Source organism: Bradyrhizobium sp. IC4060 (assembly GCF_020193715.1).
Taxonomy (GTDB): Bacteria; Pseudomonadota; Alphaproteobacteria; order Rhizobiales; family Xanthobacteraceae; genus Bradyrhizobium; species Bradyrhizobium yuanmingense.
Window position 1 is genome coordinate 1 of record NZ_JADYVJ010000010.1, and the last position, 19,784, is coordinate 19,784.

The following is a 19,784-nucleotide window of genomic DNA, read 5'->3' on the forward strand; positions in this document are numbered from 1 at the left end:
CCGCTAGATGGGGCCCTGTCCCCCACCCCGCTCGAGCTCAGCCCGTGATCTCACGGGGGCCTTTACGGCCCGGCATTTAGGAAACTTTTTCCATATTTGGCGCCGTACTTGAGCCACAATCCCGCGGCGTTCTGATAAGAGACAAGCTTGAATCGCGGGGACGCCTGTGGGGGCTGCCGGCGATTTTCATGGGGTCAGAGGAAGGCGATGTTGCAAATGACGCGACCTTCCTTCGGCATTCGAAAGACATCGAGAGAGCTTTACCCGTCCAGCTGTTCGTAATTTCGGCCGGCCCCATCAAGGGGCTTTCTGGGCGCGGACAGTTGTGCGGCTTGCCTGCTCCGGCGATCCCCGTTCAAGAGGGCAGCCTGGGACAGGTTCGAAACCGGGCATCTTGGGTCGTTGAGTTGGGGGACTTGGGTTGAACCACAGGACGTCACGCGGCACTTACGGGCGTGAGACCGGGATCATCGATCTCGGCCACGAGCCGCCGCTGTCCGTCGATGGTTCTGAAGCCGCGGTGATCGACCGCCGCCGCGTCTCGGTGCAATGGTTCAGCGGGACAATTTTGACCGGACTCTGCGGCGCAGCCCTGATCGGCGGCGCCGTTTTCGCTTCGCTCGACGGCGAGATGACCTTCGCCAAGGTGCCGGAGAGGGTCGAAGGCGCGCTGCGCGGAGCATTCGGCGCCGCCGATCGTGCCGCCACGCTGCACAAGAGCGACCGCCTGCCGCCGCCGAGCGAATCCACCGCCTCGCGCAACGTGATGCGCGTCTCGACGGTTGCCCGCGTCGGCAACCGTGACGTGATGCGGGTGCGTCCGTTCGTGCGGATCGCCGGCAATCTGTCGATGACGACGAGCGATCTGTCGGCGAAGATCCCGCCGTTCAACGCCCAGCGCCTGCTGACCGATGTCGGCTCCGACCCGAAGACGGCGTCCGACGATCCCAACAATCCCGAAGCCGTCGAGCCCGACGCGGAAGTGTCCTTCGTCACCAAGGACCTGTCGCCGGTGCTGCCGAAGGCCAAGATTTCCGCTGTGGTGGCACTCGACGACATCCTGATGCGGGTGCGCGATGCCGCCAATTGGCGCGGCAATGGCGGGGTGCGCTACGCCTCGCTCGCCAACACGGCTGCCGACATCTCCGGCGCGACCGGTCCTTCCGACATCAGAACCGCCTACGCCGCCGAGGCCTCGCCGTCCGATCCCTATGCCGGCTTCGAGACGCGCGTGGTGCCGGAGAACGTCACGCTGCTGCCCAAGACCAAGGAGCAGATCACCGGCGGCAATCCCAACGGCGAACGCGTCCACATGGTCAAGAAGGGCGACAGCGTCGCCGGCGTGCTGCGCGATCTCGGCGCCAATGCCGACGAGATCAAGGCGATCACCGCGACGCTCGGACCGCGCGGCCGCGACGGCGGCCTGAAGGAAGGCGAGAAGCTCCGCATCCTGATGGCGCCCGCAAGTCCCGGCGCCCGCCTGCAGCCCTATCGCGTCGTGGTTGCAAACGACACGATGGTGGAAGCGATCGCGGCGCTGTCCGATCTCGGCAAATACGTCGCCGTCGACGTCTCCAGCATGAATACCGTCGCCGATACTGCGGCCAACGCCAGCAGCGACGACGAGGATGACGATGACGGCTCCGGCGTGCGGCTCTACCAGAGCATCTACGAGACCGCGATGCGCAACAAGGTCCCGATGCCCGTCATCGAGGACATGATCAAGATCTACTCCTACGACGTCGATTTCCAGCGCAAGGTGCAGCCCGGAGATTCCTTCGACGTGTTTTACGCGGGCGAGGACGAGGGCGTGACCGCGACCGAGAAGAACGAGGTGCTGTTCGCCTCGCTCACCGTCGGCGGCGAGACCAAGAAATACTACCGCTACCAGAGCCCCGACGACGGCCTTGTCGACTATTACGACGAGACCGGCAAGAGCGCGAAGAAGTTCCTGGTCAGAAAGCCCGTCAACAACGCCATCATGCGCTCCGGCTTCGGCGGCCGCCGCCACCCGATCCTCGGCTACGTGAAGATGCATACCGGCGTCGACTGGTCCACCTCCTACGGCACGCCGATCTTCGCCTCCGGCAACGGCATGATCGAGAAGGCCGGCCCCGAGGGCGGCTATGGCAAGTACATCCGCATCAAGCATTCCAACGGCTACGAGACCGCCTACGGCCACATGTCTGCCTTCGCCAAGGGCATGGAGCCCGGCAAGAAGGTGCGGCAGGGCCAGGTGATCGGTTTCGTCGGCTCCTCCGGCCTGTCGACCGGCCCGCACGTCCACTACGAGATCCTCGTCAACGGCCGCTTCGTCGATCCGATGCGCGTGAAGCTGCCGCGCGGCCGTTCGCTGGAGGGCCCGATGCTGGCAAGCTTCGAGAAGGAGCGCGACCGGCTCGACGGCATGATGAGCGGCCGCGGCGGCGCCATCGCCCGGATGTCGGACGCCACCGGCGGGCCGCTGCAGGTCACCAACCGGTAAGCCGGCAACGCGCCGAGAAGACCGGTATTTTCAAACAGGATTTCAAGCAAGTACGCTGCGCAGCGAGGCCGCTTCGCGGCGTCACAACGTCAAGTTTCGTTTGCCAAAGCCGCAGGACGGGCGAATACTTTCCAAAAAATGGGAGGTCACGCCATGAGAAACAGGCTCGCCTGCGCAGCCCTGATTGCTGCGCTGTTCGCCACAACGAGCGCATCGGCCGACGGCTGGGAGGTCACGAGACTCGTGCCGGGCTCGGCATTCCACGGCGTGCACGGGCTCGGTGTCGACAAGGCCGGCCATTTGTTTGCCGGCAGCGTCGCGGGCGCTGCGCTCTACGAGGTCGACATTGCCGGCGGCAGCGCCAAGGTTGCAATCCCGGCACCGGTGGGGATGGCCGACGACATTGCATTCGCGCCCGACGGCACCATGGCCTGGACCGGCTTCCTCGCCGGCGATCTCTATGCGCGCAAGGGCGACGGTCCGATCAAGAAGCTCGCGTCCGGGCTGCCCGGCATCAACTCGCTCGCCTTCCGCAAGGACGGCAGGCTCTACGCCACCACCGTTTTCCTCGGCGATGCGCTCTACGAGATCGACGTCGAGGGCGTCAAACCGCCCCGCCAGATCATGGAGAAGATGGGCGGCCTCAACGGCTTCGAGTTCGGTCCCGACGACAAGCTCTATGGTCCGCTCTGGTTCAAGGGCCAGGTCGCAAGGGTCGACGTCGACAAGGCCGAGCTGAGTGTCGTCGCCGACGGCTTCAAGATCCCGGCCGCCGTGAACTTCGATTCCAAGGGCAATCTCGTCGTGATCGACACCGCGCTCGGCCAGCTCGTCCGGGTCGATCCCAAATCGGGCGCCAAGACCATGGTCGCGCAGCTGAAGCCGTCGCTGGACAATCTCGCCATCGACGACAAGGACCGCATCTACGTCTCCAACATGGCCGACAACGGCATCCAGGAGGTCGATCCCGCGACTGGTCATGCCAAGCAGATCATCATCGGCAAGCTCGCTTTGCCCGGCGGCATCGGCGTCACCTCGGAGAACGGCAAGGACACGATCCACGTCGCAGACCTGTTCGCCTATCGCACGGTGGACGGCGTGACCGGCGAGGTCACCGAAAAGGCGCGCATGCACGCCGCTGGCACGACGCTCGAATATCCGATGAGCGCGACGGCGAAGGGCAACGACGTGGTCCTGTCGAGCTGGTTCACCGGCACCGTGCAGGTGATCGACGGCAAGACCGGCGCGACGCGCGACATGCTGCACGACTTCAAGGCGCCGCATGACGCGGTCGTGCTCGCGGACGGCAGCATCCTGGTAGCCGAGCTCGGCACCAAGTCGCTGGTCAAGGTGAGCGGCGAGCACGGCAAGGATCGCACCACGCTGATCGGCGCGCTCGAGGGTCCGATGGGTCTCGTCCGCGGGGCCGGCGACGAGGTTTACGTCACCGAGGCTTTTGCTGGCATCATCTCCAAAATCAACAGCACCGGCGAAAAGACCGTGATCGCCAAGGATCTGAAGATGCCAGAAGGCATCGCGCGCACCGGCGACGGCAAGCTGATCGTCGCCGAAGTCGGCGCCAAGCGGCTGATCGAGATCGTGCCGGAATCCGGCAAGGTCACCGAGATCGCAGCCAATCTCCCGATCGGCCTGACCGGCGCCCCCGGCGGCTTGCCGACGCATATCCCCACCGGCGTCGCAGTCGGCGCGACGGGCGCGATCTACGTCAGCTCGGATGTCGAGAATGCGATCTACAAGGTGGTGAAGAAGTAGGAGCTAAGTGCACGGGACTGGCGGGAACCGTCACGCCGGTTCCCCGGTTAGACGCTGACGGAAGCCAGCAGGAGGATCGCTCATGACGCGCCTCTCACGCGACGATGTCGTCAAGGCCGTGGACCGCGCCGATGACGTCACCATTGCCCAGATCATCGGGACCGGCGCGACCGCTGAGGAGCTTGCTGAGGCCCAGGCCTGGCTCGCCAACGATGAGCCGATGATCAACGATCTGCGCCCGCTGGCGCAGGGCCGGGTGCGCGAGCTGGTGGATATTTTGTCGGAGCTGGAGGAGGACGAGGAGGACGGCGTCGAGCCGCGCTCTGCCTCGGCCCCTGGCAACTAGCCAGACAGCAAAACAGGACGCCCCGGAGAGGTGACCCTCCGGGGCGGCTTTCATTTCAGATCCTCACCCTCCGGCTGGTTCACGAGATACTCGGACCGAGGTTCGAGGCCATGATGATCAGCATGTCGCGGAATCGACGGTACGGCCCTGGCCCTCGGCCAGCGGGCCGTCGTCGAGTACCTGCAGCAGCACGTTGCAGAGATTAACCCGCACGCACCCGTGCGAACAATTCCGACGGCATCATACCGAACATGTCGCGGAAGGCCGTGCTGAAATGCGCGGAGCTGGAAAAGCCCGCGTCATGCGCGGCCTCGGTCAGCGATTGGCCTTGTGCGACCGCCCGCGCGGCAGCGCCGATCCGGGACCAGATCCGGTAGCGGCGGAGCGGCACACCCGTGACGTCCTTGAAAAGATGCAGGAAGCGCGAGGACGAAAGTCCGGCCCTGCGGCCGAGTTCAGCAAGGGTGTGCGAACCGCTGGGCTGCTCGCGCATCCGCTCGATGGCGGCGGCAATTCTCGCATCCGGCTGCGCGCTTGATCCGATCCCAAGCATATCGCGGGCTGCTTGCTGCGCGTCCTCAGATGCGAGGCGTCGCTCCGCGATGGCGCCGAACAGCGCGACGACCGACCTCTCGTCGATCATGTCGAACGCGGCCCTCGATCCGACCTCCTTCATTCGTGAGCGAAGCGCCTCGATATCGCGGCCGAGGGGATCGACATAGAGGAAGGCCATCCGTCCAGCATCGGTGCGGAGATGGTGCAGACTGTTGGGCATGATCAGCACGCTGCGGGTCTGGCGATAAGACGGTGAGCGCGCCCTCGGATCGTTAGCTACGCCTATCGCCCCGTCGAGCGCGACGGCCAGCACGCCGGTGGCATTGCGGTGGGGCGTCAGCCCGAAGGCTGGACCGAGATAGAGCACCCGCGCGTCCCAATCGAGCATCCGCGCCCTCTTTGGTCCGCCGCTGGGCGGCGTGCTGATAGCCAGTTCCTGAAAGCCGGAAGGCGAGGTCATGCCTCATCATAGCGCACCGGCACAGCGCTGCCGATGACCCGGGAGATCATATCGATGGACAGAGTTCTGGTAGATGACGCCGCACAAATCGCCGCGATCCGCGCCGCCGTCACGCGCTACGCGACCGCCTGGCAGGCCGGTGACCGCGCCGCGATCGCCGCCTGCTACCACGATGAATTCATGCTGAACTATGCCGGCCATAATCCGCTCGCCGGCACTCACCGCGGCAAGGCGGCCGCGCTTGCCACTCTGGCCGAGGTCGCACGCCGCTCCAACCGAAAACTGCTCGCCATCGATGACGTGATGGCCGGGCCGCGGCGCGGCGCCATTCTCGCACGGGAATCATTCAGCCGGGACGGTCGCACGGCTGAACTGGAACGGTTGCTGGTCTATGCCGTGCGTGAAGGCCTGCTGAGCGAATGCTGGGTCTACGACCGCGATCAGGCAGTGGTGGACGCGTTCTTAGCGGATTGAAAACGCCCTCCGCGAGTTTGGCGCGGAGGGCGTGTATTTCATCAGTTCAGCTTCCGCTTCGCCACCGGCGCCTCGAACTGGGTGATCTCGGCGGTCTGCGGCGCCTTGCCGTTGAAGGTCAGCACGTTGCCTTCGGACGAGATCGCGACATTGTCGCCGTCCCTGACGTCGCCGGCGAGGATCATCTCGGCGAGCGGGTCCTGGAGGTAGCGCTGGATCACCCGCTTCAAGGGCCTTGCGCCGTAGGCGGGATCCCAGCCCTTGGCAGCGAGCCAGTCGCGGCCCGCGGCATCGAGGCTCAGCACGATCTTGCGATCGGTCAGGAGCTTCTGCAGCCGCGCGAACTGGATCTCGACGATGCGGCCCATCTCGCTGCGCTGCAGCCGGTGGAACAGGATGATCTCGTCGACACGGTTGAGGAATTCGGGGCGGAAGTGCGCCCGCACCATTCCCATCACCTGCTCGCGCACGGCCGAGGTGTCCTCGCCCTCCGGCTGGTTCACCAGATATTCCGAACCAAGGTTCGAGGTCATGATGATCAGCGTGTTGCGGAAGTCGACGGTGCGGCCCTGGCCGTCGGTCAGGCGGCCGTCGTCGAGCACCTGCAACAGCACGTTGAAGACGTCAGGATGCGCCTTCTCGATCTCGTCGAACAGCACGACCTGGTAGGGCCGGCGCCGCACCGCCTCGGTGAGCGCGCCGCCCTCGTCATAGCCGACATAGCCGGGAGGCGCGCCGATCAGCCGCGAGACCGAGTGCTTCTCCATGTATTCGGACATGTCGAGGCGGACCATCGCGGTCTCGTCGTTGAACAGGTACTCCGCGAGAGCCTTGGTCAGCTCGGTCTTGCCGACGCCGGTCGGCCCTAAGAACATGAACGAGCCGGTGGGGCGGTTCGGGTCCTGCAAGCCCGCACGCGAGCGGCGCACGGCGGTTGCGACCGCACGCACGGCCTCGGCCTGGCCGACGACGCGCTTGCCGAGCTGCTCCTCCATCTTCAGGAGCTTCTCCTTCTCGCCTTCCAGCATCTTGTCGACGGGCACGCCGGTCCAGCGCGAGACCACCTGCGCGATGTGGTTGGCGGTGACCGCCTCCTCCACCATCTCGCCCGAGTTCTCCTTGGCTTCGATATCGGCAAGCTGCTTCTCGAGCTGCGGGATCCGTCCATAGGCCAGCTCGCCGGCCTTCTGGAATTCGCCGCGCCGCTGCGCATTGGCGAGCTCGACACGCAAGCCGTCGAGCTCGGCCTTCAGCTTCTGGGCGTCGGAGAGCTTGTTCTTCTCCGCGCTCCAGCGCGCCGTCAGCGCCGCCGACTTCTCCTCGAGCTCGGCCAGGTCCTTCTCCAGGGTCTGGAGCCGGGACTTGGAGCCGACATCGCTTTCCTTCTTCAGCGCCTCCTGCTCGATCTTGAGCCGGATGATCTCGCGGTCGAGCGAATCCAGCTCTTCCGGCTTGGAATCGACCTGCATCTTCAGCCGCGCCGCGGCCTCGTCCATGAGGTCGATCGCCTTGTCAGGCAGGAAGCGGTCGGTGATGTAGCGGTTGGACAGCGTCGTCGCCGCAACAAGCGCGGAATCGGTGATCCGCACGCCGTGATGCTGCTCATACTTGTCCTTCAGGCCGCGCAGGATCGAGATGGTGTCCTCGACCGAGGGCTCGCTGACGAAGATCGGCTGGAAGCGCCGCGCCAGCGCGGCGTCCTTCTCGACGTGCTTCTGATATTCGTCGAGCGTGGTCGCGCCGATGCAGTGCAGCTCGCCGCGCGCAAGCGCCGGCTTGAGCAGGTTGGAGGCGTCCATCGCGCCGTCGCCCTTGCCGGCGCCGATCAGCGTGTGCATCTCGTCGATGAACAGGATGAAGGTGCCCTCGCTGCCGGTCACTTCCTGCAGCACGGCCTTCAGCCGCTCCTCGAACTCGCCGCGATACTTCGCACCGGCGATCAGTGCGCCGAGGTCGAGCGCGAGCAGCTTCTTGTCCTTGAGGCTCTCCGGCACGTCGCCATTGACGATGCGCAGCGCAAGGCCTTCGGCGATGGCGGTCTTGCCGACGCCGGGCTCGCCGATCAGGACGGGATTGTTCTTGGTCCTCCGCGACAGCACCTGGATGGTGCGACGGATCTCCTCGTCACGGCCGATGACCGGATCGAGCTTGCCGTCGCGCGCGGCCTGGGTCAGGTCGCGGGCATACTTCTTCAGGGCATCATAAGCGTTCTCAGCGGTCGCGCTGTCGGCCGTGCGGCCCTTGCGCAGCGCCTCGATCGCCGCGTTGAGGTTTTGCGGCGTGACGCCGCCTTTGCTCAGGATGGTGCCGGCCTCGCTGGTCTTTTCCAGCGTGAGCCCGAGCAAAAGCCGCTCGACCGTGACGAAGCTATCGCCGGCCTTCTCGCCGGCCTTTTCGGCCGCATCGAAAGTGCGGGCCAGCTCGGGCGCGAGATAGATCTGCCCGGCACCGCCGCCGGAGACCTTCGGCACCTTGTTGAGGGCGTCCTCGGTCGCCTTCAGGATTGCGCGGGAATTGCCGCCAGCGCGGTCGATCAGACCGGCTGCGAGCCCCTCATTATCGTCCAGCAGGACCTTCAGCACATGCAGGGTTGAGAACTGCTGGTGCCCCTCGCGCATCGCGAGCGACTGCGCGGACTGGATGAAGCCCCTGGAGCGTTCGGTATACTTCTCGATATTCATCTTTTCTGTCCCTCGGCCTGCCCTCGGGGCCCTGTAAGGCACCCCAAACGGCATCTTCATTGGGTTTCCAATTACCGCATTGACGTTTCTCAACCGGTAACGGTCGTCTTTTGCCGGCGATGCCGCCGGCCTGGGCCAGATGTGGGAAGCAGGTTGCGGATGCGAAAGAGGCAACTTCACAATTTCGTGCGCGCGGGAGCGGGCTTGGCGGTGGCGGGCCGAATCCCTTAAGTAGCGGCATGACAGCCAGCCATACCGCCGAGATCACCGGCCTCTACCGCTACCCGATCAAGGGCCTGACGCCGGAACGCCTGTCGCGCGTCACTTTGCGGGTCGGCCAGACCCTGCCGGCCGACCGCCGCTACGCCATCGAGAACGGCCCGAGCGGGTTCGACCCCGAGGCGCCCGAATGGAAGCCGAAAATCCAGTTTCTGATGCTGGCGCGCAATGAGCGGCTGGCCGCGCTCGACAGCCGGTTCGACGACGAAACCAACGTGCTGACCATCCGCAAGGACGGCCAGATCGTCGCCAGCGGCGATCTCGAGACCGCCGCCGGGCGCGCCGCCATCGAGGCCTATTTTCGCGAGAACTTCCAACCCGAGTTGAAGGGCCCGCCCAAAATTCTCTCCGGCCGCGACCACAGCTTCTCCGACGTCGCCCGCAAGGTCGTCTCCATCATCAATCTGAGCAGCGTCCGCGCCATCGAGACCATGCTCGGCGGCGTCGCCGTGCACCCGCTGCGCTTCCGCGCCAATCTCTACGTGAAAGGCTGGCCGGCCTGGTCGGAGCTCGACCTCGTCGGCCAGACGCTCGCGATCGGACAGGCCCGGCTGAAGGTGATCAAGCGCATCGTCCGCTGCCCGGCCACCAATGTCGACCCCGAGACCGCCAAGCGCGATCTCGAAATCCCGCCCACGCTCTCGCGCCATCTCGGCCATATGGACTGCGGCATCTATGCCGAGGTGATCGCCGACGGTGACGTCGGCGTCGGCGATGTGGTGGCGGTGGAAGAGCCGAAGCTGCTGTGAGCTAACTCCGCTGCCGTAGGGTGGGCAAAGGCGCTCTTGCCCACCATCTCGTCGAGCGGAGGGAGGTGGTGGGCACGCTTCGCTTTGCCCACCCTACGAGACCGTCGCTACAGCTCCACCGTCAGTTCGGCATCACATACGCATAGATCTTGCCGCGCGAGACCGGGGCTTCGCGGACTCGGTTGCCGTTGTTGCCGGAGATCATGATCGGATTACCCTGCGCGTCGATGCCGGTGATGATGCCGACATGACCGCCGCGGCGGCCGCGCGACATCACGGCGATGGCACCGACCTGCGGTCCGGAGATGCGCGTGCCGTAGCGCGCGAACGAGCTCGCCATGTCGGAGCCGGTGCCCCGATGGCCGGTATGCTCCAGCACCATGTTCATGAAGCGCGCGCACCACAGGCGGCCGCGCCCGGTCGGATTGCCGCCGATATGGCGGCGCGCCTCGGAGACGAGACCCGATCCTCCGCTGAAGCCTCCGTTCATGCCGGCACCGCTGGCATTGGCATTCGGATCATAGCTCGCCTGGGTGTCGGCGAAGCCGCTTGCCTGCAATTGCGCCGCGCTGCGCTCGAAGCGCGAACTGCGGGCATGATGGCGATAGTGACGGTGGTGATGATGTCTGGCGTGATGCACGTAACCGTGCCGCTCTGCGCTATGACGATGATACGGCCGTGCCGAGGCCGGAGAAACGAACACGGCGAACGCCGCGAAGAACAGCGCCAGCGCGACAACACAACGCGACAGGCGAGACGCAAACAACTCGAACATTCTTCATCCTTCTTGACACCCCCACTTCCCGCCGGCCCGTGCAATGGCCGACATCCGTTTGGCCGTTAAGCCGCCCGATGTGGCGAGAAAAAGACGCAACGCCCGCGAATGGCTGCAATGATTTTGTGTTTGTGCTCGGCGCTGCTGCCGCATTGCCGACAACAGAATTAACTGCGATCCTCGAACACGGCTTGAAACAGAGGGAAACGGTTAATGCCCCACGCCACGACCAGGGACGGCGTCCGCATCTATTTCGAGGAGGCGGGCCAGGGAACGCCGATACTTTTTCTGCACGAGTTCGCGGCCGACTACACCAATTGGGAGCCGCAGATGCGCTACTTCTCGCGTGGCCATCGCTGCATCACCTATTCGGCGCGCGGCTACACGCCGTCGGACGTGCCTGACGGCGAGGTCTACACCTACACGCATTTCTACACCGATGCGCTTGCGGTGCTCGATCATCTCGGCATCGAGCGCGCGCATCTCGTCGGTCTTTCGATGGGCGCCTATTCCTCGTTGCAGATCGGGTTGAACGCGCCGCAGCGCGCACTGTCGATGACGCTGGCCGGCGTCGGCTCCGGCTCGGAGCTCGAGAACCTGGAGACCTGGCGCACGCAGTGCCGCGCCAATGCCGAGCAGTTCGAGACGCTGGGATCGGTGGAGGTCGCGAAAGTCACGCGCGAGGCGCCGAGCCGGATTCCGTTCCTGGTGAAGGATCCACGCGGGCATGCCGATTTCTACGCCGCACTGGCGCGGCACGATGCCAAGGGATCGGCGCGCACCATGCGCGGATTCCAGGGCGGCCGTCCCTCGATCTACACGATGACGGACGCGATCAGAGGCGCGGCAACACCCGCGCTGATCATCTGCGGCGACGAGGACGAGCCCTGCGTGGGCGCCAGCCTGTTCCTGAAGAAGCACCTGCCCGCGGCGGGGCTCGCGATGTTTCCGAAGTCCGGCCACGTGCTGAACCTGGAGGAGCCCGCGCTGTTCAACGAGAGTGTCGAGCGGTTCGTGACGCTGGTGGAAGCAGGACGTTGGCCGGTGCGGGACCCGCGGTCGCTGCTTTCCCACTAGCTGTCATTCCGGGATGCGCCGAAGGCGCAGGCCCGGAATCCATCGGGCTGCAGGCGCTGTTGGACGATGGATTCCGGGCTCGATGCTTCGCATCGCCCCGGAATGACGGAGAGAAACTACTTCCCCCCGCCGCGGCTCAGCAAGAACACCGCCTGCTCGCCGAACATGTTCCACACCCACCAGGGCAGGTTCAGCGGCACCGGGCGGCCGTAGAGATCGAGCGCGACCGAGCGCTCCATCTTGACGTTGATCTCGTCGCAGAGCTGCACGAAATCCTTGATGGTGCAGAAATGGATGTTGGCGGTGTCGTACCAGGTCGCCGGCAGATTCTCCGTGCGCGGCATGTGGCCGCCGATCAGGAGCTGGAGCCGCATCTTCCAGAAGCCGAAATTCGGGAACGAGACGATGGCGCGGCGGCCGATGCGCAGCAGGTTCTCCAGCACGACCTTCGGCTGCCGCGTCGCCTGCAGCGTCTGCGACAGGATCACGTAGTCGAAGGCATCGTCGGGATAATTGACGAGATCGGTGTCGGCATCGCCCTGCACCACCGCGAGCCCCTTGGCGACGCAGCGGTTGACGCCTTCGCGCGACAATTCGATGCCGCGGCCGTCGATGCCGCGGGTCTCCAGCAGCTGAAGCAGATCGCCGTCGCCGCAGCCGACGTCGAGCACTTTCGAGCCCGGCTTGACCATCTCGGCGACCAGCCGATGATCGGCGCGATAATCACCGGATGGCCTGGCGGCGACGCCGTCCAGCGGCAACACTTCCTGCACGGACATCGCTAACGGTCCTCGAGGCTGAGCCCGCGGGCCTTGCCTGCCGATTGCAGGAAGGCGCGGGAGATGTCGAAAAATTCGGGCACGTCGAGCAGGAAGGCGTCATGGCCGCGATCGGTCTCGATCTCGGCGAAGGACACCCGCGCGCTCGAAGCGTTCAGCGCGTGCACCAGTGCGCGCGATTCCGAGGTCGGAAACAGCCAGTCGCTGGTGAAGGAGACCACGCAGAACCGGGTCTTGATGTCGGCGAAGGCCTTGGCCAGCACGCCGCCATGGTCGGCGGCGATGTCGAAATAGTCCATCGCCCGCGTCAGGTAGAGATAGGAATTGGCGTCGAAGCGCTCGACGAAGGACGAGCCTTGATAACGCAGATAGGATTCGACCTGGAAGTCGGCGTCGAACGAGAAGGTCGGCAGCTCGCGGTCCTGCATGCGCCGGCCGAACTTGCGGTGCAGCGCCGCGTCCGAGAGATAGGTGATGTGCGCCGCCATCCGCGCCACCGCGAGCCCGCGATGCGGATGGATCCCGCGATCGGCATAGCCGCCGCCATGCCAGTCGGGGTCGGCCATCACGGCCTGGCGGCCGAGCTCGTGGAAGGCGATGTTCTGCGCCGAGTGCCGCGTCGCGCAGGCGATCGCCAGCGCGGAGTACACGCGGCTAGGATAGGCGGCGGTCCATTGCAGCACCTGCATGCCGCCCATCGAGCCGCCGACGACGGCAAACAGCGTGTCGATGCCGAGCCGGTCGATCAGCATCGCCTGCGCGCGCACCATGTCCGGAATGGTGATGACGGGGAAGTCCAGGCCCCAGACCTTGCCGGTGGCGGGATTGATCGACGCCGGCCCGGTCGAGCCCATACAGCCGCCGATCACGTTGGAGCAGATGATGAAGTAGTGCTTGGGATCGATGGGTCGGCCGGGACCGACCAGCGTCTCCCACCAGCCCGGCTTGCCGGTGACGGGATGTACGTTGGCGACATGCTGGTCGCCGGTCAACGCATGACAGATCAGCACGGCGTTGGAGCGATCGGCATTGAGCTCGCCATAGGTCTGGTAGGCGATCTGGAACGGGGTGAGATCGACGCCGCAATCGAGCCGCAGCGGCTGCTCGGTGCCGAAATGCGCAACCAGCGAGCTTGGATGATCGACCTCGTGCGACCGCTCGTCGGCGCTGATCGCAGGACTCGGTATCGACTTGACGCTACCCATCTCGGACATCGACCTCGTTTGCGACTGGCTGCTCGACCGCGCCGCTGACATCAGGCCATGAAAAACCCGGCCTGAACGATAGGTTCGGCCGGGATCGGAAGCGTCCCCGGCCTGTTTAGCGAGTTTTTTAACGTGGCTGCAAGCCGGCCGGCTCAAATGACCACGGAACGGGCAAAAGCTACCGTCTTGGGCGGTTTTCGTCAAGTCGCGGCCCGGATCGGCCCAATTCGCCTCTGCCGCGACGCCCGCAAAGCACGTCATTTCTCTTTGCTTTCGCCGCCACGACTGCCTAATCAGGACATCCCCATCGGAACGATCGACGACCAGACATGTCCCAACGTCCGCCCGCGCCACCATCGCTGCAGGAACTGCGCAAGGAGATCGACGCGATTGACGAGGGCATGCATCGCCTCCTCATGCAGCGCGGCGAGATCATCGATCGCCTGATCCAGGTGAAGCAGACCCAGGAGGTCGGCTCGGCGTTCCGGCCCGCGCGCGAGGCTGCCATGATGCGCGAGATCGTGCAGCGTCATCGCGGCATCCTGCCGCTCGACACGGTCGAGAGCATCTGGCGCGTCATCATCTCGACCTTCACTTACGTACAGGCGCCGTTCTCGGTGCATGCCGACATCTCGGCCAGCGAGGCGGCGATGCGCGATTCCGTGCGCTTCAATTTCGGCTTCACCGTGCCTTACGTCGCGCATTTCAGCGCACAGGCCGCGGTCGAGGCGGTAGCGAAATCCAAGGGTGATCTGGCAATGGTCTCGGCGACCTCGAGCCGCACGCCATGGTGGCTGGAGCTGGAAGCGGACGGCGCACCAAAGATCATCGCGCGGATGCCCTTCATCGAGCGTGCCGATCATCCGGCCGCATTGCCGGTGTTCGCGATCTCGCGCGTCGCCGACAGCGCCCTGGTGACGGAGGTCGAGACCTTCAGCGTGCGCGTATCGGGATGGAACGCCGAGGTCGCCCGCGCGCTGTCGCCGCTCGCCGAGATCGTGGCCGTGCCAGATACCGCCTTCGACGGCGCGGCGCTCTTGGTCTCGGTCACCGGCGCGACCAGCATCGACAAGATCAGGGCTGCCCTGATCGAGGCGGGGGCCTCGGTGCGCTCTGTGGCCCTCGTCGGCAGCCACGCAACGCGCTATACGGTGCCCCCGACCGGGCCGAAATCGTAAAATCGCGAGCAGCCCAGCCTATCCGGAGTCCAAGATGTCCCGCCCCGTGCCGAATCCCGGCATTCTCGATATTGCGCCCTACACGCCCGGCAAGAGCCCGGTGCCGGAGCCGGGCCGCAAGGTGTTCAAACTCTCCGCCAACGAGACGCCGTTCGGGCCCTCGCCCAAGGCGATCGAAGCCTTCAAGCGCGTGGCAGATCATCTGGAGGACTACCCGGAAGGCACCTCGCGCGTGCTGCGCGAGGCGATCGGCCGCTCGTTCGGGCTCGATCCCAACCGCATCATCTGCGGCGCCGGCTCGGACGAGATCCTCAATCTGCTCGCGCACACCTATCTCAGCCAGGGCGACGAGGCGATCTCGACGACACACGGCTTCCTGGTCTACCCGATCGCGACGATGGCGGTCGGCGCCAGGAACGTCATCGCCCAGGAGACCAACCTCACCGCCGACGTCGACGCCATCCTGAAGGCCGTGACGCCGAAGACGAAGCTGGTCTGGCTCGCCAACCCCAACAACCCGACCGGCACCTATCTTCCGTTCGACGAGGTCAAGCGGCTGCGCGCCGGCCTGCCCTCGCACGTGCTGCTGGTGCTGGACGCCGCCTATTGCGACTACGTCTCGCGCAACGACTATGAGATGGGAATCGAGCTCGTCGCCACCACCGAGAACACGGTGGTGACGCACACCTTCTCCAAGATCCACGGTCTTGCCGCGCTGCGCATCGGCTGGATGTTCGGGCCCGAGCACGTCATCGACGCGGTCAATCGCATCCGCGGTCCCTTCAACGTGTCGACGCCGGCGATGTATGCCGCGGTCGCCGCGATCGAGGATACCGCGCATCAGGCGATGTCGAAGCAGTTCACCGAGACCTGGCGCAACTGGCTCACCGAGGAGATCGGCAAGCTCGGGCTGAAGGTGACGCCGAGCGTCGCCAATTTCGTGCTGATCCACTTCCCGACCGATAAGGGCAGGACCGCCGATGACGCCGATGCCTTCCTGACCAAGCGGGGGCTCGTGCTGCGCGGCTTGAAGAATTACGGCCTGCCGCATGCGCTGCGCATGACCATCGGCACCGAGGAGGCCAACCGCCTCGTCGTCGAAGGCTTGCGCGACTTCATGGGCGGCAAATGAGCGCGCAGGCGCACTTCCAGCGCGTGGCGCTGATCGGCTTCGGCCTGATCGGCGGCTCGATCGCCCGCGCTGCGAAGCTCCAGGGGCTTGCCGGTGAAATCGTCACCACCGCACGCTCGGAGAAGACACGCGCGCGTGTCGCCGAGCTCGGCATCGTCGATCAGGTGGTGGCGACCAATGCGGAGGCCGTGAGGGATGCCGATCTCGTCATCCTCTGCATTCCCGTCGGCGCCTGCGGACCCGTAGCGCAGGAGATCGCGCCGCATCTCAAGCCGGGTGCGATCGTCTCCGACGTCGGCTCGGTCAAGGGCGCTGTGGTCCGCGACATGGCCCCGCATCTGCCGGGCGGCATTCATTTCGTGCCGGCGCATCCGGTGGCAGGCACCGAGCATTCCGGCCCGGATTCGGGCTTCGCCGAGCTCTTCATCAACCGCTGGTGCATCCTGACCCCGCCTGATGGCAGCGACGCAGCGGCGACCGATCACCTGCGCGCGTTCTGGGCGGCGATGGGCGCCAAGGTCGAGGTGATGACGCCGGATCATCACGACCTCGTGCTCGCGATCACCAGCCACCTGCCGCATCTGATCGCCTACACCATCGTCGGCACCGCCGACGAATTGGCGCAGGTGACGGAATCCGAGGTGATCAAATTCTCCGCCGGCGGTTTTCGCGATTTCACCCGCATCGCGGCGTCCGATCCGACGATGTGGCGCGACGTCTTCCTCGCCAACAAGGAGGCCGTGCTGGAGATGCTCGGCACCTTCACCGAGGATCTGGCAAAGCTCACCCGCGCGATCCGCCGCGGCGACGGGGAGGCGCTGTTCGACCACTTCACCCGCACCCGCGCCATCCGCCGCGGCATCGTCGAGATCGGCCAGGATTCCGCAGCGCCCGATTTCGGACGGCCGCATGCGGCGCTGAAGAAGCCGTGAGCCTGTAGCCCGGACAAAGCTGCGTAGCCCGGATGGAGCACAAGCGTAATCCGGGACAGTGCCAGCTGTGATCAAGCACCCCGGATTGCGCTGCGCTCCATCCGGGCTACGGGAGCCAACTAATACAGCGGCGGGATCTGGCCGACCTTGACCGGGCCGAGCAGCACGGCACCGTCGACGAATTTCAGCGGGAAGCTCCGCGCTTTCTTGCCTTCCAGCGTGCTCTCGGTACCGATCGAATTGATGCCGGCGGCAACGCCGGCATTGGCGTTCTGCTTGATGACCTTGCCGAGGCCCGGCACGGCGCGGTCGAGCGCGCCGAACAGATTGTTGAGGTCCTGCGACTTCACGCCCGGCACAACGCGGTCCAGCGTGGCCTGCGGCACGCCCTCCTCCAGCATCTTCTCGATGCCGAGCGCCGGGATCACGCGCTCGAGGCCGGTCACCGTCATCTGCAATTCGCCGTCGAGTCGGCCGTTGGGCGACAGGCCGAGCGTGCCGGCCGCGACCGCGATCATCTCGCCCTGCTGAATGCGCGACTGCACGATCTCGATGTGACCGCCGGCGGCCTGGATCTCGCGGAAGCGCTGCGGCCACGGTTTGGGCGTGAGGTCGGAGAGGCCGGTGATCTTGGCGCGGGTGTCCGCCTCGAACGGCTCGGAGAGCAGCGGATGCACGCCCTGGATGCTGCCCTGCGCGACATGGAGCACGGTCTCGATCACCGGATGATCGGCCGGCGAGCCATCGGCAAGGCGCCCGTGCAGCTCGACCTGCTTGGCGCGCGCAAGCGGCACCTGCACGCTGCCATCGAGACGGTTGAGGCTGGGGTCGTCGAACACGATGGAAGCGCGATCCGGCACAGCCGGCAGACCCGCCACACTGGCGCGGCCCTTGCTCCAATTCACGGTGAAGGTGTTTTGCGTAATGCCGTCGATCAGCGTGGCGGGCGCTGCGAATTCGGCGATGATGCGCTTGGGGTCGTAGACCTGGGCCACGACCAGGATGTTGTCGAGCTTGGCCGTGAACGGCGTCTTGCTCGCGTTCTGCGAGACCAGGGCGACGCTGGCGCCGGAGCACTGGACCTCGAAGCGGAACGGGAAGCCGGCGATCGAGCGCTTGGCACAATCATAGATGCGGCCGGCCTTGGCCTCCTGCGCCCGCCAGGCGTCGGCGACGATTTCGGCCTGCCACGCCGCATAGAACCAGAAGCAGGTCCAGCCGACGGCGAGGACCAGGACGAGAACGGGGGCAATGAAAAGGCCCCAGCGGGAGCGGCGGCCAGTGGCAACGGTCATATTGGACATGCGGCGACCCTTTGACGCCAGATTCAGGCAAATGTAAGCGGGGCGGGCCTGCGACGAAAGGCGCAGAAATCGCTTCGCTTGGGCGCAGGGTTCTGGTAGCCGTCCCCGAAATGTCCGAAATCACCCTCCCCTCCGTCACCACAGCCAAGGGCGACCTCTGGGTGTTCGGCTACGGCTCGCTGATGTGGCGGCCGGGCTTCGATTTCGAGGAGCGCGTCCCGGCGCGGCTGGTCGGCGAGCATCGCGCGCTCTGCGTCTATTCCTTCGTGCATCGCGGCACGCCGGAGAAGCCGGGCCTGGTGCTCGGACTCGACCGCGGCGGCGCCTGCCGCGGCATCGCCTTCCGTGTCGCCGAGAAGAACCGTGCCGAAGTGGTCGCCTATTTGCGCGCACGCGAGCAGGTCACCTCGGTCTATCGCGAGGTGATGCGCTCGGTGTGGCTGGAGAACGATGCACGCCAGCGCGTCGCCGCGCTCGCCTACGTCGTCGACCGCGGTCATGTGCAATATGCCGGCCGCCTCTCGCTCGCCGAGCAGCACCGCCATGTCGTCCAGGGCCACGGCCAGTCCGGCGCCAACCGCGACTACGTCACCGCGACGGTGAAGGCGATCGAGGCCGAAGGCTTTCGCGACACGCAGCTGCATCAGCTTGCATTGATGCTGCATGGTGATGCGCATTCCCTGCACGCGGCGGCTCGGGACCAGGATCGGGAAAGCCGCTAAAGCATGACCCGGAAAAGTGCGAAGCGGTTTTCCGGAAAGATCATGCGTAAACAACAACCTAGAGCGCGATGAAGATTCATCCCAATCTCATCGCGCTTTAGCCGGTCGGCGCGTAGCTCGGCGCCGAGCCGATCAACTGCTCCTGCTCCTTCCGTCCTGCTTCGACGAGCCGGGCGGTCGCGTCCTCGATCGCCGCTTGCACGCGTGCGAGAAACTCGTCCTTCGGCAGGCCCGGCGGCAACGGTTCGAGAAACTCGACCACCAGCGTGCCCGGGTAGCGCATGAAGGTGCGGCGCGGCCAGAACAGGCCGGAATTGAGCGCGATCGGCAGGCACGGCACGCCGCAGGAGGAATAGATCTGCGCAAAACCGGTCTTGTAATCGGGCGGCGCGCCCGGCGCACGGCGCGTGCCTTCCGGAAAGATCACGAGCTGCTTTCCACTGCGCACCGCCTCGCGCGCGCGCCGCGTCATATCGAGCAGCGCCTTCACGCCGGCATTGCGGTCGATCGCGATCATCCCGGTCTTGACCAGGAACTGGCCGAACACCGGGATCTGCATCAGCTGGCGCTTGAGGATGAAGATCGGGCGATTGAAAAAGCCCGGCAGCACGAAAGTCTCCCAGAACGACTGATGCTTGGCCACGATCAGCAGCGGTCCTGTCGGGATCTTCTCCACCCCGCGGAATTCCACCTTGATGTTGCAGACCAGGCGCATCAGGACCAGCGTGGCCTTGGCCCACCATTGCGCCACCGTCAGCATGGCGCGCGGCGGCAATGCAAAGGTCGGCAGCGCAACGATCGCCAGACAAACCAGCACGGCGTAGAACAGCACGTTGAACACGAGCGATCGCAGGAAAATCAGGAACATCGATGGTCCG

17 protein-coding genes, 1 pseudogene and 1 riboswitch are annotated in these 19,784 nt (G+C 65.5%); of the genes and pseudogenes, 10 read left to right on the forward strand and 8 right to left on the reverse strand.

Annotated elements, in window-relative coordinates; translation table 11 throughout:
- The first annotated feature begins 421 nt into the window (after positions 1–421).
- The 3 genes from I6F16_RS26950 to I6F16_RS26960 all read left to right on the forward strand — a co-directional run bounded on the left by I6F16_RS26950 (position 422) and on the right by I6F16_RS26960 (position 4,604).
- On the forward strand, positions 422–2,485 hold the full coding sequence (locus tag I6F16_RS26950) for a M23 family metallopeptidase (RefSeq protein ID WP_036040406.1): 2,064 nt from the start codon (positions 422–424) through the stop codon (positions 2,483–2,485).
- Positions 2,486–2,638: 153 nt separating this feature from the next.
- On the forward strand, positions 2,639–4,258 hold the full coding sequence (locus I6F16_RS26955) for an SMP-30/gluconolactonase/LRE family protein (protein ID WP_225113048.1): 1,620 nt from the start codon (positions 2,639–2,641) through the stop codon (positions 4,256–4,258).
- An 82-nt stretch (positions 4,259–4,340) separates the two neighbouring features.
- Complete coding sequence (locus I6F16_RS26960; RefSeq protein ID WP_035996955.1) at positions 4,341–4,604, forward strand: hypothetical protein; 264 nt, start codon at positions 4,341–4,343, stop codon at positions 4,602–4,604.
- 59 nt (positions 4,605–4,663) lie between these two features.
- On the opposite strand, the pseudogene I6F16_RS26965 reads toward I6F16_RS26960, so the two are convergent.
- Together I6F16_RS26965 and I6F16_RS38230 are read right to left on the reverse strand one after the other, a co-directional pair.
- A pseudogene (locus tag I6F16_RS26965) lies at positions 4,664–4,808 on the reverse strand (AAA family ATPase); the annotation flags it as partial.
- Entirely contained in the window at positions 4,807–5,619 is an 813-nt protein-coding gene (locus tag I6F16_RS38230) for an AraC family transcriptional regulator (RefSeq protein ID WP_346656593.1), read from the reverse strand. The pseudogene I6F16_RS26965 and the gene I6F16_RS38230, both read right to left, overlap by 2 nt.
- 54 nt (positions 5,620–5,673) lie before the next feature.
- Between I6F16_RS38230 and I6F16_RS26975 the strand changes: the two genes are divergently transcribed.
- Complete coding sequence (locus I6F16_RS26975; protein ID WP_225113047.1) at positions 5,674–6,093, forward strand: nuclear transport factor 2 family protein; 420 nt, start codon at positions 5,674–5,676, stop codon at positions 6,091–6,093.
- A gap of 41 nt (positions 6,094–6,134) precedes the next feature.
- Here I6F16_RS26975 and clpB read toward each other — a convergent pair whose 3' ends face one another.
- The gene (clpB, locus tag I6F16_RS26980) at positions 6,135–8,774 is read right to left on the reverse strand and encodes an ATP-dependent chaperone ClpB (RefSeq protein ID WP_225113046.1); all 2,640 of its coding nucleotides are present in this window, start codon (positions 8,772–8,774) and stop codon (positions 6,135–6,137) included.
- A gap of 239 nt (positions 8,775–9,013) precedes the next feature.
- On the opposite strand from clpB, the gene I6F16_RS26985 reads away from it, so the two are divergent.
- Positions 9,014–9,802 carry an MOSC domain-containing protein gene (locus I6F16_RS26985; RefSeq protein ID WP_225113045.1) on the forward strand — a complete coding sequence of 263 codons (789 nt, stop codon included), beginning with the start codon at positions 9,014–9,016 and terminating at the stop codon, positions 9,800–9,802.
- A 121-nt stretch (positions 9,803–9,923) separates the two neighbouring features.
- Here the strand turns inward: I6F16_RS26985 and I6F16_RS26990 are convergent, their stop codons facing one another.
- Positions 9,924–10,577, reverse strand: a complete 654-nt coding sequence (locus tag I6F16_RS26990) for a TIGR02594 family protein (protein ID WP_109142255.1) — start codon at positions 10,575–10,577, stop codon at positions 9,924–9,926.
- 213 nt (positions 10,578–10,790) lie between these two features.
- On the opposite strand from I6F16_RS26990, the gene I6F16_RS26995 reads away from it, so the two are divergent.
- Positions 10,791–11,654: an alpha/beta hydrolase gene (locus I6F16_RS26995; protein ID WP_225113044.1), complete on the forward strand. Its 864-nt coding sequence runs from the start codon at positions 10,791–10,793 to the stop codon at positions 11,652–11,654.
- Between the two features lie 116 nt (positions 11,655–11,770).
- On the opposite strand, the gene metW is transcribed toward I6F16_RS26995, so the two are convergent.
- Together metW and I6F16_RS27005 are read right to left on the reverse strand one after the other, a co-directional pair.
- Positions 11,771–12,433, reverse strand: coding sequence for a methionine biosynthesis protein MetW (gene metW / locus I6F16_RS27000; RefSeq protein WP_035996939.1), 663 nt, complete (start codon positions 12,431–12,433; stop codon positions 11,771–11,773).
- 2 nt (positions 12,434–12,435) lie between these two features.
- Positions 12,436–13,638, reverse strand: a complete 1,203-nt coding sequence (locus I6F16_RS27005) for a homoserine O-acetyltransferase (RefSeq protein ID WP_225174181.1) — start codon at positions 13,636–13,638, stop codon at positions 12,436–12,438.
- A gap of 94 nt (positions 13,639–13,732) precedes the next feature.
- A riboswitch (SAM riboswitch) is annotated at positions 13,733–13,812 on the reverse strand.
- Between the two features lie 155 nt (positions 13,813–13,967).
- Here I6F16_RS27005 and I6F16_RS27010 point away from each other — a divergent pair.
- From I6F16_RS27010 to I6F16_RS27020, 3 genes are read left to right on the forward strand one after another with little or no spacing between them, the layout of a single operon-like run.
- Positions 13,968–14,816: a chorismate mutase gene (locus tag I6F16_RS27010; protein WP_036040392.1), complete on the forward strand. Its 849-nt coding sequence runs from the start codon at positions 13,968–13,970 to the stop codon at positions 14,814–14,816.
- Between the two features lie 34 nt (positions 14,817–14,850).
- Positions 14,851–15,948 (forward strand): histidinol-phosphate transaminase, encoded by a 1,098-nt coding sequence (gene hisC / locus I6F16_RS27015; protein WP_057028373.1) that lies wholly within the window; start codon positions 14,851–14,853, stop codon positions 15,946–15,948.
- Positions 15,945–16,880, forward strand: a complete 936-nt coding sequence (locus I6F16_RS27020) for a prephenate/arogenate dehydrogenase family protein (RefSeq protein WP_035996931.1) — start codon at positions 15,945–15,947, stop codon at positions 16,878–16,880. Before hisC ends, I6F16_RS27020 begins: the two co-directional genes overlap by 4 nt.
- 119 nt (positions 16,881–16,999) lie before the next feature.
- Here the strand turns inward: I6F16_RS27020 and I6F16_RS27025 are convergent, their stop codons facing one another.
- Entirely contained in the window at positions 17,000–18,184 is a 1,185-nt protein-coding gene (locus tag I6F16_RS27025) for a DUF2125 domain-containing protein (protein WP_225174165.1), read from the reverse strand.
- Positions 18,185–18,294: 110 nt separating this feature from the next.
- Between I6F16_RS27025 and I6F16_RS27030 the strand changes: the two genes are divergently transcribed.
- Complete coding sequence (locus I6F16_RS27030) at positions 18,295–18,906, forward strand: gamma-glutamylcyclotransferase (RefSeq protein ID WP_109142250.1); 612 nt, start codon at positions 18,295–18,297, stop codon at positions 18,904–18,906.
- A gap of 97 nt (positions 18,907–19,003) precedes the next feature.
- On the opposite strand, the gene I6F16_RS27035 is transcribed toward I6F16_RS27030, so the two are convergent.
- Positions 19,004–19,774, reverse strand: coding sequence for a lysophospholipid acyltransferase family protein (locus I6F16_RS27035; RefSeq protein WP_225134267.1), 771 nt, complete (start codon positions 19,772–19,774; stop codon positions 19,004–19,006).
- Positions 19,775–19,784: the final 10 nt, after the last annotated feature.

What these genes read in the sequence shown, in the direction of transcription:
- I6F16_RS27010 (WP_036040392.1), top strand. Translation starts at nt 13,968, where the DNA reads ATGTCCCAACGTCCGCCCGCGCCACCATCGCTGCAGGAACTGCGCAAG.
- hisC (WP_057028373.1), top strand. Translation starts at nt 14,851, where the DNA reads ATGTCCCGCCCCGTGCCGAATCCCGGCATTCTCGATATTGCGCCCTAC.
- I6F16_RS27020 (WP_035996931.1), top strand. Translation starts at nt 15,945, where the DNA reads ATGAGCGCGCAGGCGCACTTCCAGCGCGTGGCGCTGATCGGCTTCGGC.
- I6F16_RS26960 (WP_035996955.1), top strand. Translation starts at nt 4,341, where the DNA reads ATGACGCGCCTCTCACGCGACGATGTCGTCAAGGCCGTGGACCGCGCC.
- I6F16_RS26985 (WP_225113045.1), top strand. Translation starts at nt 9,014, where the DNA reads ATGACAGCCAGCCATACCGCCGAGATCACCGGCCTCTACCGCTACCCG.
- I6F16_RS26990 (WP_109142255.1), bottom strand. Translation starts at nt 10,577, where the DNA reads ATGTTCGAGTTGTTTGCGTCTCGCCTGTCGCGTTGTGTTGTCGCGCTG.
- I6F16_RS27005 (WP_225174181.1), bottom strand. Translation starts at nt 13,638, where the DNA reads ATGGGTAGCGTCAAGTCGATACCGAGTCCTGCGATCAGCGCCGACGAG.
- I6F16_RS27035 (WP_225134267.1), bottom strand. Translation starts at nt 19,774, where the DNA reads ATGTTCCTGATTTTCCTGCGATCGCTCGTGTTCAACGTGCTGTTCTAC.
- clpB (WP_225113046.1), bottom strand. Translation starts at nt 8,774, where the DNA reads ATGAATATCGAGAAGTATACCGAACGCTCCAGGGGCTTCATCCAGTCC.
- I6F16_RS27030 (WP_109142250.1), top strand. Translation starts at nt 18,295, where the DNA reads ATGTCCGAAATCACCCTCCCCTCCGTCACCACAGCCAAGGGCGACCTC.
- metW (WP_035996939.1), bottom strand. Translation starts at nt 12,433, where the DNA reads ATGTCCGTGCAGGAAGTGTTGCCGCTGGACGGCGTCGCCGCCAGGCCA.
- I6F16_RS27025 (WP_225174165.1), bottom strand. Translation starts at nt 18,184, where the DNA reads ATGTCCAATATGACCGTTGCCACTGGCCGCCGCTCCCGCTGGGGCCTT.
- I6F16_RS26975 (WP_225113047.1), top strand. Translation starts at nt 5,674, where the DNA reads ATGGACAGAGTTCTGGTAGATGACGCCGCACAAATCGCCGCGATCCGC.
- I6F16_RS26995 (WP_225113044.1), top strand. Translation starts at nt 10,791, where the DNA reads ATGCCCCACGCCACGACCAGGGACGGCGTCCGCATCTATTTCGAGGAG.
- I6F16_RS26955 (WP_225113048.1), top strand. Translation starts at nt 2,639, where the DNA reads ATGAGAAACAGGCTCGCCTGCGCAGCCCTGATTGCTGCGCTGTTCGCC.
- I6F16_RS38230 (WP_346656593.1), bottom strand. Translation starts at nt 5,619, where the DNA reads ATGACCTCGCCTTCCGGCTTTCAGGAACTGGCTATCAGCACGCCGCCC.